This is a genomic window from Micromonospora sp. D75, assembly GCF_018070405.1.
GTDB classification, from domain to species: Bacteria; Actinomycetota; Actinomycetes; order Mycobacteriales; family Micromonosporaceae; genus Micromonospora; species Micromonospora chalcea.
The window spans coordinates 1-13636 of sequence record NZ_JAGPXV010000090.1 but is presented as its reverse complement, the minus strand read 5'-3'; the positions used below and the strand labels follow the sequence as shown (position 1 = coordinate 13636).

The 13636-nt window shown below is 72.6% G+C and carries 12 protein-coding genes; 7 read left to right on the top strand and 5 right to left on the bottom strand.

All coding sequences use genetic code 11. The features are described from left to right. The 4 genes from KBX39_RS08440 to KBX39_RS08425 form a co-directional block, all read right to left on the bottom strand. The coding region (locus tag KBX39_RS08440; protein WP_210869878.1) for a non-reducing end alpha-L-arabinofuranosidase family hydrolase at positions 1 to 795 on the bottom strand (795 nt) is incomplete at its 3' end. Between the two features lie 260 nt (positions 796 to 1055). Next, positions 1056 to 2120 carry an SRPBCC domain-containing protein gene (locus tag KBX39_RS08435; protein ID WP_043324288.1) on the bottom strand — a complete coding sequence of 355 codons (1065 nt, stop codon included), beginning with the start codon at positions 2118 to 2120 and terminating at the stop codon, positions 1056 to 1058. Between the two features lie 21 nt (positions 2121 to 2141). Then, positions 2142 to 3473 (bottom strand): low temperature requirement protein A, encoded by a 1332-nt coding sequence (locus KBX39_RS08430; protein WP_210869876.1) that lies wholly within the window; start codon positions 3471 to 3473, stop codon positions 2142 to 2144. A gap of 86 nt (positions 3474 to 3559) precedes the next feature. Then, positions 3560 to 4150 (bottom strand): TetR/AcrR family transcriptional regulator, encoded by a 591-nt coding sequence (locus KBX39_RS08425; protein WP_210869875.1) that lies wholly within the window; start codon positions 4148 to 4150, stop codon positions 3560 to 3562. Positions 4151 to 4271: 121 nt separating this feature from the next. Between KBX39_RS08425 and KBX39_RS08420 the strand changes: the two genes are divergently transcribed. Both KBX39_RS08420 and KBX39_RS08415 read left to right on the top strand, forming a co-directional pair. Next, the gene (locus KBX39_RS08420) at positions 4272 to 5912 is read left to right on the top strand and encodes an MDR family MFS transporter (protein WP_210869873.1); all 1641 of its coding nucleotides are present in this window, start codon (positions 4272 to 4274) and stop codon (positions 5910 to 5912) included. Between the two features lie 74 nt (positions 5913 to 5986). Then, positions 5987 to 6835 (top strand): phosphatase PAP2 family protein, encoded by an 849-nt coding sequence (locus tag KBX39_RS08415; RefSeq protein ID WP_210869870.1) that lies wholly within the window; start codon positions 5987 to 5989, stop codon positions 6833 to 6835. A gap of 7 nt (positions 6836 to 6842) precedes the next feature. Here KBX39_RS08415 and KBX39_RS08410 read toward each other — a convergent pair whose 3' ends face one another. Further along, complete coding sequence (locus tag KBX39_RS08410; protein ID WP_210869868.1) at positions 6843 to 8900, bottom strand: cellulose binding domain-containing protein; 2058 nt, start codon at positions 8898 to 8900, stop codon at positions 6843 to 6845. 244 nt (positions 8901 to 9144) lie between these two features. Here KBX39_RS08410 and KBX39_RS08405 point away from each other — a divergent pair, with 244 nt between their 5' ends. From KBX39_RS08405 to KBX39_RS08385, 5 genes are all read left to right on the top strand, one after another. After that, on the top strand, positions 9145 to 9894 hold the full coding sequence (locus KBX39_RS08405; protein ID WP_043324278.1) for a lytic polysaccharide monooxygenase: 750 nt from the start codon (positions 9145 to 9147) through the stop codon (positions 9892 to 9894). Further along, a complete protein-coding gene (locus tag KBX39_RS08400) occupies positions 9879 to 10499 on the top strand; it encodes a DUF305 domain-containing protein (RefSeq protein WP_210869866.1) in 621 nt (206 codons plus the stop codon). The genes KBX39_RS08405 and KBX39_RS08400 overlap by 16 nt, the downstream gene beginning before the upstream one ends. Positions 10500 to 10811: 312 nt before the next feature. Further along, positions 10812 to 12401 (top strand): DHA2 family efflux MFS transporter permease subunit, encoded by a 1590-nt coding sequence (locus tag KBX39_RS08395; RefSeq protein WP_043324274.1) that lies wholly within the window; start codon positions 10812 to 10814, stop codon positions 12399 to 12401. Positions 12402 to 12641: 240 nt separating this feature from the next. Beyond that, the gene (locus KBX39_RS08390) at positions 12642 to 12866 is read left to right on the top strand and encodes a DUF3040 domain-containing protein (RefSeq protein WP_210869864.1); all 225 of its coding nucleotides are present in this window, start codon (positions 12642 to 12644) and stop codon (positions 12864 to 12866) included. Positions 12867 to 12901: 35 nt separating this feature from the next. Continuing rightward, positions 12902 to 13636, top strand: a 735-nt coding sequence (locus KBX39_RS08385; protein WP_210869862.1) for an NYN domain-containing protein, incomplete at its 3' end; no start/stop codon positions are given.

Below are 13636 nucleotides of genomic sequence, written 5' to 3'. Positions count from 1 at the left end.
GACCCAGATGTTGCGCGGCGCGAAGTAGAACAACGTCGGCGCCACGGTCCCCGACGACATCGCGTTCTGGCTGGCCGACGCCATCTGCGACCAGTTCGAGAACAGACCGAAGTTCATCGACCCCCACCTCGTGCCGGTGTCGTGGGTGGTGGCGTAGACCAGGTGCTGCCCGTTGTAGGGCACCACCGTGAAGTCCTTCAACGACACCCAGCCCGACCGCGGCTGCGCCAACGCGCCGGTCGAGGACCACCGGTACGACGACGGGAGACTGCAGGTGTTGCCCGGCGGCGGCGTCGTGGGTGGCGCCGTGGTCGGCGGTGCCGTGGTGGGTGGCGCGGTGGTGGGTGAGCCGGTCGGGCCGCCGGTCGGCGTGGTGCCGCCGGTGCAGGTCACGCCGTTGAGCGCGAAGCTGGTCGGCACCGGGTTGCTGCTGGTCCAGGAGCCGTTGAAGCCGAACGACGTGTTGCCGTTCGTCGGGATCGACCCGTTGTAGTCGACGTTGCGCGCGGTGACCGCGGACCCGCTCTGGGCCAGGCTCGTGTTCCACGACTGGGTCACCGTCTGCCCGGCGCCGAACGACCACGTCAGCGTCCAGCTCGACACCGGGTCGCCGAGGTTCGTGATGGTGACGTTGGCGCCGAAGCCGCCCTGCCACTGCGACGAGATCGCGTAGTTCACGGAGCAGCCCGCGGCGGCGGCCCCGGCGGGCAGCTGCGCCACGGCGACCGACGCCGACGCGAGCAGCGCGGCGCCGGCCGACGCCAATATGGCATTGACTGACCTGGATCTAGACATGAATTGACCTCCTGCGGGGGCGGCGGCTCTGGCATTGGCGGTGGCGATTGTTTTGTGAGCGTTAACAGCCGCGTCAGGGATGTTACGGGAGCGCTCCCATGCGCTCAACAACCCATTTCCGCACCCACCGAATCAGCGCGGCCCCCACCCGCCCGCCCCGGACGCGACGATCATGAAGTTGACCGCGTCCAATGCGGACAAATCCGCGGCCTAACTTCATGATCAACGGGGTAAAAGGGGAGGGGAGAGGGATGGGGGCGTCAGGCGGGGGTGCAGGGGGTGTTGTCGGCGGTGCACGCGACGGGGGCGTCGTGCTGGGGGTCCGGGTCGCGTACGTCGAAGCGGATGGTGGCGGACTCGCCGCCCGGCAACGCGCCCCCGGTGAAGGTGACCACGGTGCCGTCCTGGGCGGCCTCGGCTCCGCTGACACTGCCCACAGTGGCACCCTCGTGCAGCGTCACGGTGACCGTCCAGCCCGGACGCGGTGACGGGCCGGGATTGCGCAGCACCACCTCGCCCCGGTAGCCGAAGATCCGGTCGTTCACCGTCTCGTAGGTGGCGCTCAGCGGCGTCGCCGCCACGGTCGAAGGCGTCGCGCTCGGCGTACGGCTGGGGGTGGGTGACGGCGTCGGCGAGGGCGACTCGCTGCGGCGGCTGGCGCTGGGCGTGGGCCGCGCGGTCGTGGGGCGCGCGGAGGGCGTCGCGGTGGACGGCATGACGAGTGACGTCGTGGGGGCCGGCGCAGCCGGGGCGGGCGGCTCGTCGCCGGTGGTCCATACCGTTGCTCCGGCTGCCGCGGCCAGCAGCGTGACCGCGCCCGCCGCGAGCAGCGCCCGGCGCCGTCCGGGCCGGCGGGGTTCGTCGCCGAGCAGCCGGACCACAGGCAGTTCGGCGGTCAGCCCGCCCTCGGCCCGGCGCAGGTCCACGTTCTGGAACGCCAGCCAGTCCAGAATGGCCGGCAGCCGTCCGGTGACCGCCTGCTCGTGCTGCTCGGCGCGGGCGTCGGCGTCCCAGTCGCCCTCTTCGAGCACCTCGCGTACGGACAGCCGGGTGCCGTGTGCGGTGGGAGCCAGGTCGCAGGCCAGGCGGGTGGCCCGGTCGGCCTCCCGGCAGCGGACGACCAGCCGGTGCGGCGCGCGCAGTTCGACGGTCTCGACCTCGGTGTCGGTGTCGTAGCCGGGCAGCGCGGCGGTGGCGAGGATCCACCGGTCGGACCCGGGCGCGCTGTCGGTGAACCACTTGGCCAGCAGCGCGCGTTCCGTCAACGCCCGCCAGGTCCGGGCGGGCGGGTGGAACAGGTCGACCTCGGTGACGATCTCGATCACGCGGAGACTCTAGGGCCTGTGTCAAGGTCGGTGCGGGGCGCTGTCGCCGCCGTCGTGCCAGCGGGCCCGCCAGGCGGCCTCGCTCTCCTCGGCGCTCGACTTCTCCTCGTGCATGAGCCGGCGCAACGCGATCCGGGAATCGGCGAAGATCACCAGCTCGGCCGCCACGAGCGCCACGCAGATCGCGGTGAGCAGACCCAGCGCGCCGAGCGCCGGCAGGTGCCGCCCGACCGGCAGCGCCACGGCGAGCAGGACCACGGCGCCGACCCGGGTCCAGGACAGCGTCCGCAGCGCGCGCCACTGGAACGCCATGTTCGCGGCGAAGTAGACGAGCACGCCACCGAAGAGCAGCGGCACCGCCGGGCCGTGGCCGCGCTCCATCGGGCCGCCGGCCGGGTCGGTGACGATGCGGACCAGTTCCTCGGCGCCGATCGCGAACAGGATCACCCCGGCGATCATGGGCAGGTAGAGGTAGGCGTACGCGTCGCGGGCAAGCGCCACCCGCGCGTGACCCTGGGTGGCGTGCAGCGCGATCCGGGCGGCCGGGCCGATCATGTCGAAGTGCGCCCACCAGAGCGCGGCGGTGAACAGGATGCCGAAGATCGCCGCCGGGATCGCCGGCCAGGTCACCGGCTGGCCGAGCAGGTTGCCGCCCACGCCGACCGAGATGACCGACTCGCCGAGCGCGATGATCAGGATCAGGTCGTACCGCTCGGTCCAGTGCTCGGCCGAGGTGATCTTCCAGCCGTCGGTGCCGGCCAGCAGGCCACTGCTGTACTGGATGGCCACCACTGCGATCCACAGTCCGTCGCGCAGCCACGGGCCGACCTCCGGGGACACGCGCGGCGGCAGCAGCGCCGCCACCAGCAGCAGGGTGGCGGTGACCAGCGCCTCGGGCAGGAACAGCCGCAGCTTGCGGCGGGCCGGCGGGTCGTCGCGCGTGGCGTACCAGTACAGCGCGGTGTGCACGGCCCGGATCACCACATAGCTGATCGTGACCAGGATCGGCCCGGCGCTGCCCTGTTGCAGGTCGCCGAACGTCTGCGGCAACGCGAGCGCGAACGTGAACAGCGCGATCATGCCGACCACCATGAGGATCGGCACGAAGCCCTCGCCGAGGCGCAGCCGGGCGGCCACCGCGCTGTGCACCACCCAGCACCACCACAGCACGGCGAGCACCAGCAGCGCGTGCAGCAGTTCCCCGGGGGTCACGTTGGCGGCGGTGGCCCGCGTGATGATGAAGAAGGACACCACGAAGACGAGGTCGAAGAAGATCTCGAACCGGTCGACCCGGGTGGCGGGGGCGACGCCGGTCGCCGGCCCGAGCCCCTTGCGCCACCGGTCGCCACCCACCGGGCGAGTCTGTCAGCCCAGGTCAGGCAGGGTGCCGCTTTCGCCGGCCATTCCACCGGTCCGACCGGGCGGCGGGCGGGGAGTGCTCAGCCGGCAGCCGGGGCGGCCAGGGCGAGCACGACGCGCAGCACGTCGCGCAACGGGCGCCCGGGGCGCTCCAGCCACTCGTGGGCGGCGATCCGCAGGGACGCGAGGAACGTCGCGGCGATGATCCGGGCCCGCAACGCCGCGTCCGGTCCGGTCAGCCGGCGGGCCAGCTCCGCGGCCATCTCGCGCTCCAGCGCCGCGTACGCGGCGACCTGGTGAGCGGCCAGGCTCGGGTGACCGTGCAGTCGCCGGCGCCGGTTGAGCCAGGGCTCGGCCGGGTCGTCGTAACCGTCCTCGGCCTGGGCCAGGGCGGCCCGGGTCAGCGCGGCCCACGGTGGCAGCTGCGGCGGTTGTCGCGCGACCAGCGCGAGGAGCCGGCGCAGCCGCAGCGTGTCGCCGTGGAAGAGGGCCTCCTCCTTGCCGCTGAAGTAGTTGGAGAACGTGCGCCGGGAGACGTTCGCGGCGTCGGCGATCGCCTCGACGGTGATCCGGTCGGGGCCGTGCTCGACGGCGAGCGACAGCGCCGCCTCGTGCAGCGCCTGCCGCGTGGCCGCCTTCTTCCGCTCGCGCAGCCCGGTGCACTCCTCCATGCGACAAGCCTAGGTGACCCATTTCTCAATGGGCAAAGTTGCTCGACGGGCAAGGTTTAGTGTTGATTGCTTGAGGCAACGAAGCGGCCAACCCGCATCGACACATCTGGAGGACGCGCGCATGAGCGCACCCACCGTGACGGCTGAGGCCGCCCCGATGAGCAAGCGGAAGACGCTGGAGGCGCTCAGCGGTCTGCTGCTCGTGCTCTTCGTGGCCATGCTGAGCAGCACCGTGGTCTCGACCGCCCTGCCGAAGATCATCGGAGCGCTGAACGGATCGCAGACGCAGTACACCTGGGTGGTCACCGCCACCCTGCTCACCGCGACCGCGACCACCCCGATCTGGGGCAAGCTGGCCGACCTGTTCAACAAGAAGCTGCTGATCCAGATCGCCATCGTGGTGTTCCTGGTCGGGTCGATCGCGGCCGGCTTCGCGCAGAGCGCCGGGCAGCTCATCGCCGCCCGCGCGTTCCAGGGCATCGGCGTCGGCGGTCTCCAGGCGCTGGTCCAGGTCGCCATCGCGGCCATGATCCCGCCGCGTGAGCGGGGCCGCTACAACGGCTACCTGGGCGGCGTCATGGCGCTGGCCACCGTCGGCGGCCCGCTGCTGGGCGGCCTGATCGTGGACACCTCCTGGCTCGGCTGGCGCTGGTGCTTCTTCGTCGGCGTACCGGTCGCGGCGGTCGCGCTGTTCCTGCTCCAGGTCACCCTGAACCTGCCCACCGTGCGCCGGAAGAACGTCAAGATCGACTACCTGGGCGCGTCGCTCATCGCCGCCGGCGTCAGCGTGCTGCTGATCTGGATCTCGTTCGTCGACGACTCGTTCGCCTGGGCCTCCTGGCAGACCGGGGCCATGGTCGGCGGCGCGGTGCTGCTGCTCGCGCTCGCGGTCTGGGTGGAGGCGCGGGCCGCCGAGCCGGTGGTGCCGCTGCACATCGTCCGCGAGCGCACCACCGCCCTGGCGATCCTGGGCAGCCTCGCGGTAGGCATGGCGATGTTCGGCGGCGCGGTCTTCCTCGGCCAGTACTTCCAGATCGGCCGCGGCTACAGCCCGACCGAGGCCGGCCTGCTCACCATCCCGATGATGGCCGGTGTGCTGCTCTCCTCGATCGTGGCCGGTCGGATGATCACCGCCACCGGGAAGATCAAGCCGTACATCGTGTTCGGCGCGGTCGTGCTGGTCGTCGGGTTCGCCATGCTCGGCACCATCGACCACGAGACCTCGCTGGTCTTCGTCGGCCTCGCCATGTTCATCGTCGGCGTCGGCGTCGGCATGACCATGCAGAACCTGGTGCTCGCGGTGCAGAACACCGTCGCGCTCAAGGACATCGGCGCGGCCAGCGCCAGCGTCGCGTTCTTCCGCTCGCTCGGCGGCACCATCGGCGTGTCGGTGCTCGGCGCGGTGCTCGCTCGCCGCGTCAGCGACCGGATCACTCACGACCTCGCCGCGGCCGGCATCCCCACCACCGGCGGAGGCGGCGGCAGCACGCTCAACCTCGACGCGCTGCCCGAGCCGGTCCGGCAGATCGTGCGGGCCGCGTACGGGGACGCAACGGGGCACATCTTCCTGATCTCGGCCGCCATCGCGGTGGTGGGTATCGTGGCGGCGCTGCTGCTGCGCCCGGTCACCCTGCGTTCCAGCCTCGACCTGCCGGACACCGGCCGGTCGGTGGCGGTGGGAGCGGACGCCGTCGACGGCGCGCCCGCCTTCGACGAGGTGAGCGTGGACTCGGCCGGGCGGGAGGAACGCGCCCGCCGCTGAGCCCGTACCCCCAGGGCCGTCGCCGACCCCGGCGGCGGCCCTGATCCGTGCCGGGAGGCACCGAAGGAGGAGTCGTGGACATCACGCGGGCCGCGCCGCCGCGCCTGGCCGCATGGCGGCGGGCCGCGCGTGAGCTGGCGCTCGTCGCCGTGCTCTTCCTCGCCTACAAGGCGGGCCGGCAGGTGGTGGCCGACCACGCCGAGGTGGCGCTCGCCAACGGCGAGTGGATCTGGCGGCTGGAGCGGCTGCTGCGCCTGCCCGCCGAGGCGGCGGTGCAGGGGCCGCTGCTGTCGCACGAGATCCTGATGCGGCTGGCGAACAGCTACTACGCCTTCGTCCACTTCCCGGCCACCGTGCTCTGCCTGGTCTGGCTCTGGCTGCGCCGCCCGGCCCACTACCTGCGGCTGCGGCGCGCCCTGGCGGCGCTGACCGCGGTGGCGCTGGTGCTGCACGTGTGCGTCCCGCTCGCGCCGCCCCGGCTGACCGAGCTCACCGGTCTGGTCGACACCGGCACCCGGTTCGGCCCGAGCGTCTACGGACCGCCCGACACCGACCAGCTCAGCAACCAGTACGCGGCCATGCCGTCGCTGCACGTGGGCTGGGCGCTGGCGATCGCGCTGGCGCTGATGGCGGTCACCACCGGACGCCTCCGCTGGCTCTGGCTGCTCCACCCCCTGGCGACAGCGCTCGTGGTGGTGGTCACCGGCAACCACTACTGGCTCGACGGCCTCGTCTCGGTCGCGCTGCTCGTGGCGAACCTGGCCGTGCTGCCCCGGCCCGCGCCGGACCGGCCCGCGCTCGTCGAGGCAGCCGGACCGGTGCGCCCGCACGTGGTGCCGGCGCCGCGCCGCGCCGGCCACCACCGGAACCCGCGGGTCCCGGCGGCGGCCGACGCGCGGCTGCGCCCTCCCGGGCGGGGCTGAGGGCCGGTCAGCGCAGCGTGCAGACCGTCCCGTTGAGGCGGAACGCGCCCGGCGGCACGTTCGGCCCGCTGTACGCGCCGACGAACCCGACGGTCGTGCTCCCGCCGTCGGCGGCGAGCCGCCGGTTGTCGGCGGTGGGCGTCACCCGGACGTTGCGGCCCTGCTGGTCCCAGGTGGCGCTCCACCCGCTGCTCACCTGCTGCCAGTCGGTCGGCCAGGTCCAGGTGAGCGTCCAGCCGTCGACGGCCTTCGCGCCGGTGTTGATCACCTCGACGTTCGCCACGTACCCGTTGCCCCAGTCGTTGTCGTCGTTGAACCGCACCGCGCAGGAGCTCTCGGCGGGGCTGCCGGTGGCGAAGGTCAGCGGCGGGGACGACCAGGAGACCCGCCCGGCCGTGTCCCGGGCGAGCACGTTGACCGTGTAGCGGGCGCCCGGTTCGAGGTTGCCGACCGTCAGCGACGTGCCGGCGGTCTCACCGAGCTGCTCGCTCACCGCGCCGTACTGCCGGTGCACCTCGTACTTGGCGATCGGGGACGCGCCCGGCGTGGCCGCCGGCCAGGAGATGGTCGCCGCACGGTCGGTCACCGCGCCCGCCGTCGGCCGGCCCGGGGCGCCGGGCCGCCCGGCCGAGCTGCCGGCCGGTCGCAGCACGAGCGTGGTCAGCGAGTACGGCGGCAGCGTGCGCACGGTGGCGCTGCCCGAGCGGCCGGTGCTGATCCCGGTCGCGCCGTTGGCGAGCGTGTGCACTGTCGGCGCCTCGTCGGCCGGGGTGAAACCGGCGTAGTCGAGCGCCACCGGGTGGGCGTTGTCCGGGTCCTTGTTGAGCAGCAGGACCGCGACGCTGCCGTCCGGCCTCCGGACCGCGTGCGCGGCGACCAGCGGCTCGTCGGTCCCGGCGCGGACGAGCTGGTCACCGGGCCGGGCGAACAGGTTCATCATGGACAGCGCGTGGTACGGCGCGAACGGGGTGTTGAACGCCGGCTGACACACCTCGCCGTCGCTGGTGCAGTTGCCGCTGGACAACAGCCCGAAGTCGCCGTAGTCGGTCTGCCCGGCCACCTCGGAGACGGTGCCGATGCCGTTGTGCACGTTCCACCACTGCACCGTGAAGACGCCCTGCTCCAGCAGGCCGCTGTAGGCGTCGGCCAGGAACAGCGCGCCGGGCGCGGTGGTGCGGCCGGCGTCCACGTTCAGCTCGGTGAAGCTGATCCCGATCCGGTCCGCGCCGGGACCGGCGTACCTGGCGATCTGCTGGCGCAGCAGCCAGGCCGCGTCGGGCAGGTGGTTGGTCCGGGCCAGCGAGTCGGCGGCGTTGCCGCCCGGGTACCAGTGCACGTCCACGAAGTCGATCTTCGGGCCGGCGAGGGAGAGCACGGTCTGGTTCCACGGGCCCGGGTCGGAGCCGGCGGTGATCCCGTCCGGCCAGTTGCCGGGCATGGTGAGCACCGCGCCGACCTTGATGCTCGGGTCGACCGCCTTCATCGCGTCGGCGTACTCGATCACCAGCCGCGCGTACTGGGCGGCGCTCTTGTCCGGGTGGTCGTCGGCCTCCCAGGCCGAGCCGTAGTGGCCGTTGCCGTAGTTCTCGTTCCCGACGGTCCACCACTTGGCGCCGTAGCCCTTTGTGACGTTGGCGTACCGGACCCAGGCGGCGGCCTCGGCGGGCGTGCCGGTGCCGTAGTTCGCGATGATCATCGGCTGGGCGCCGACGCGGCGGGCGCCGGCCATGAACGTGTCGAAGTCGGTGTTCGGCGCGACGTAGCCGCCGGGCGCGGTGTGCGTCTCCCAGTGGTAGATGTCGGCGTACGAGCCGCCGGGGTAGCGCAGCATCTTCACACCCGCGGCCTTGAGCAGGTCGGACGTCTCGGCGCTGCCGAGCTGCGAGTCCCAGATGGCGTGGTTGACGCCGAGCGCGGTCTCCGGGACCGTGGCCAGCCCGGCGCGGGTGTTCACGGTGACGGTGACCGGGTCGGTGGGGTCGGCGGCGGCGACCGGTCCGCCGACGGTGCTGAGCGCGGTGGCGAGCAGGAGCAGGCTGGCCGCGAACGCGGTGGTTCTCCTCATGCGGGGGTGTCCTCCGGGGAGTGGGACGACGAGGCGATGCCCGGTCTGCGTCGTCCTCCCGGACGCCTGGCGGCGGCGGGATGCCCAGGAACGACGATCGGCTCCGCGCGGCGAGCCATCGACGAGGATCATACGCCCGGCGCCGGGCAGTGCAGGGCTTAATTTATAGACAGGAGTCTTTACTGTAAACAATGTTTAATTTATGTTCGGGGCACCTTCCGTTCCCCCCGAAGGAGTTGCCACCATGCGTCGAAGAATCACCCTCCCGCTGCTCACCGCAGGCGCCGTGACCGGCACGCTGGCGCTCGCCGCGCCCGCGCAGGCCCACGGCTACGTCTCCTCACCGCCCAGCCGCCAGGCGCTGTGCGCGCAGAACCGGGTGCCCGACTGCGGCCAGATCAAGTACGAGCCGCAGAGCGTCGAGGGCCCCAAGGGCCTGCGCAGCTGCCACGCCGGCATCGCCCAGTTCGCGGTCCTCAACGACGACAGCCGCAACTGGCCGGCCACCTCGGTCGGCAGCACCGTCACGTTCACCTGGGTCAACACCGCCCGCCACGCCACCGCCAACTGGGAGTACTGGATCGGTGGCACCCGGGTCGCCGTGGTCGACGGCGGTGGCCGTCAGCCCGGCGCGACCGTGTCGCACACGGTCAACCTCGGCGGCTTCTCCGGCCGGCAGAAACTGCTCGCCATCTGGAACATCTCCGACACCGCCAACGCCTTCTACTCCTGCGTCGACCTGCAGATCGGCGGCGGTGGCGGCAACCCGACCCCGTCGCCCACGCCGACGGCGGCGCCGACCACCCCCGCGCCCTCGCCCACGCCCACCCGGACCAGCACGCCGGCGCCGGGCGGCACGTGGACGGCCGGACGGGCGTACCAGGTAGGTGACACGGTCACCTACGACGGCCGCAGCTACCGCTGCCGCCAGGCGCACACCGCCATCGCCGGCTGGGAGCCGCCGAACGTGCCGGCGCTGTGGCAGCAGATCTGAGCCCGCGTACCCGCGCGGCGGAGCCGGCCGGTCCCCGGCTCCGCCGCGCGTCCGCGGCCCTGCTCGGCGTGGTGCTGACCCTGGCCGGTTGCGGCGGCCCGCCCGCGGCCGATCCGTCCCCGCCGGTCCCGTCCGCCACGGCCTCGGCCCCGGACACCACGGTCAGCGGGATCGACGCGCTGTTCCTGGCCATGATGGTGGCCCACACCGAGCAGACGCTGGAGATCGTGCGGCTCGGTCTCGACCGCGCCACCGATACGCGGATCCGCACGCTGATCGCCGCCGTGCGGGCCACCGAGACCGACGAACTGGCCACCATGCGCGAATGGCTGCGCGACGCCGGGCCGTCGGCCGCCGCCGCGGCCGCCCGGCACGACCACTCCGGGCACAGCGACGCCGCCGCCGGACTGGCCCGGCTGCGCGCCGCCGCGCCCGCCGACGCCGACCGCGTGCTGGTCGACGTGCTGAGCCGGCACCAGCGCACCGCGGCCGACCTGGCCCGCGCCCAGGTCGCCGCCGGCACCAGCGACCGGGTACGCGAGCTGGCCCGCCGGATCGAGCGCTCCCGGACCGCGGAGATCGAACTGATGGGCCAGATGGGCTGAAACAGCGCGCTGGCAGGCCTGCGAGCTGCCCGGACGTGTGATGACCTTCGTCACGTCGCCGGAGCGCCCACGGCCCCGCCGAGGTTCACGAATCGGCGCGCAACCACCCTTTTCCGTGAGCCGCCGGCCCGCCGTACGGCCGTGCGCAGGCCCGGGACGCCTCGTCCGTCGGCATAATCCGCCCCGGTCTGTCGCCGGTCGTGGTTAGGCTTCCCGCCGGACGTCGCCCCGCCGCGCGTTCCGCCCGCGCCCGGACGGTGCGTGGCGACCCCCACCGCCTTCGGCAGCCGAACCGGATCCAGGAGACCGTTAGTGACCCAGCAACCCGTCGCGACGTCGACAAAGCTCGACGCCGCGGTGCTCAAGGTGGCCGGCGTCGTCGTGCTCGGCGCGATCATGTCGATCCTCGACGTGACAGTCGTCAGCGTGGCGCTCCCGACGTTCCAGAGCGAGTTCGACGCCTCGTACGCGCGCGTCGCGTGGACCATGACGGGCTACACGCTCGCGCTGGCCACGGTGATCCCGCTCAGCGGCTGGGCCGCCGACCGGTTCGGCACGAAACGCCTCTACATGGTGGCGCTGGCGCTGTTCACCATCGGCTCCGGGCTCTGCGCCACCGCCGACTCGATCGGCGAGCTGATCGCCTGGCGTGTGGTCCAGGGCCTCGGCGGCGGCATGCTCATGCCGCTCGGCATGACCATCATGACCCGGGCCGCCGGCCCGCACCGCATCGGCCGCCTGATGGCCGTGCTCGGCATCCCGATGCTGCTCGGCCCGATCACCGGACCGATCCTCGGCGGCTGGCTGATCGACGTCGCCAGCTGGCACTGGATCTTCCTGATCAACCTGCCGATCGGCGTGGTGGCGCTGATCTACGCCCAGCTCGCGCTGCCGAAGGACAACGCCGAGCCGTCCCAGGCGTTCGACTTCCTCGGCATGCTGATGCTGTCGCCGGGTCTGGCCCTGTTCCTGTACGGCATCTCCACGCTGCCCGAGACCGGCACGATCGCCGACACCAAGGTCTGGCTGCCGATGCTGGCCGGCGGCGCGCTCGTGGTCGCCTTCGTGGCCTACTCGTTCCGGCCCCGCCATCCGTTGCTCGACCTGCGGCTGTTCCGCAACCGCAACCTCACCATCGCCTCGATCACCATGTTCGTGTTCATCATCGCGTTCATGGGCGCGGGCCTGCTGTTCCCGAGCTACTTCCTGCAGGTGCGGGGTGAGACGACGCTCGCCGCGGGCCTGCTGATCGCGCCGCAGGGCATCGGCGCCATGCTGACCATGCCGATCGCGGGCACGCTCGCCGACCGGGTGCCGGTCGGCCGGACGGTGCCCTTCGCGCTGGTGCTCATCGCGGCCGGGTTCTTCACCTTCACGCAGCTCGGCACCGACACCTCGTACTGGCTGCTCTGCGGCTCGCTGTTCGTGATGGGCCTCGGCATGGGCGGCACGATGATGCCGATCATGACCTCGGCGCTGAAGACGCTCAGCGCCGCCGAGGTGGCGCGCGGCTCCACGCTGGTCAACATCCTCCAGCAGATCGGCGGATCGATCGGCGCCGCGATCATGTCGGTCATCCTCACCAGCGAGCTGAACGGCTCGCGGCCCATCCCCGGCGTGACCGACCCGGGCACCGGCGCCCCGCTGACCGAATCCCAGCTCGCCATCGCCGCACAGCAGCGGCCCGAGCTGATCCAGCAGTTCCCGGTGCCGCCGTCGCTCATCGAGCGGGGGCTCGACTACGCCGCGGGCGCCTTCTCGACCACGTTCTGGGTCGCGTTCGGGCTGGTGCTGCTCACCTTCGTCCCGGCCGCCTTCCTGCCGCGCCGGCGTGAGCCGTCGCACCTGCTCGACGGCGAGACGGGCGAGGACAAGCAGCCGATGGCGCTGCCGATCCACTGACCGCCGTCGTGGCCGGGGCCGGGCGCCTGAGCGTCCGGCCCCGCGCCACATCGGTGCGGTGCCGCCCGCCGTGCCGGGTGGGCGCGTTGTCGGCCACCGCTGGTGTCCTCGCGCTGTCGGCCCGCCCGGCCGTGTCGGCGTGGCTTTCGCCGCCGGGGCCGTGCCGGCGGGGCCAACCCGCCACCGCGGCCGTGACGAGCGCCTACGATCGGCACAGGGAGCCGGGGAGAGGCGGGCAGCGTGAGCGCAGACGACGCGCAGCGGCCGGCGCGACGGCGTAACCGCCTGCTGCTGGCGGGCCTGCTCGCCGTCGTCGGGCTGATCCTGCTGCTGCTCGGCCTCACCGTCGCCAACGGCACGGTCGCCGGCGTCGAGGTGGTGCTGGCGCTGCTGCTCCTGGTCAGCAGCTACGCGATCCAGCGGCTGGCCCGCCGCGAGACCGTCTACCGCGACGAGCGGCGCTGACCGGCGGAGCGGTCCGGCCGGGCTAGGCTGCCAGTGTGGATCACGAAGACCGGATCGCGCTGTTCCTCGACTACGAGAACCTGGCCCTGGGCGTACGCGACCACCACGGTGGTGGTGCGTTCGACTTCCGGCCGATCGCCGACGCGCTCGCCGAGCGGGGGCGGGTGGTGGTGCGCCGGGCGTACGCGGACTGGTCGTACTTCGACGAGGACCGGCGGATGCTCACCCGGTCGCACGTCGAGCTGATCGAGATCCCGCAGCGGATGGGCGCCTCCCGCAAGAACGCCGCGGACATCAAGATGGCTGTGGACGCGGTCGAGCTGGCGTTCGAACGCGGCTACATCTCCACGTTCGTGATTTGCACGGGCGACAGCGACTTCACCCCGCTGGTCCACAAGCTGCGCGAACTCAACAAGCGGGTGATCGGTGTGGGGGTGGAGAAGTCCACCTCGGCGTTGCTGCCGCCGGCCTGCGACGAGTTCCTCTACTACGACCGCCTCGAAGGCGTCGACGTGCCGCCGCCGTCCGCCCGCCGGTCGCGTCCGGCCCGGACGGCGCCGCCCGGGCCGGTGGCGGAACCGGTGGCGGAGGTCGCCCCGGAGGCCGCTGCGGCCGAGGAGGGGCGGGCCCGGGACGTCGACACGCTCGCCGTCCAGCTCGTGCAGACGGTGGCCGGCATGCAGGGCAGCTCCAGCGGTGACGTGACCGCGTCCGCGCTCAAGCGCGCGCTGCTGCGCAAGGACCCGACGTTCAGCGAGTCCGACTACGGC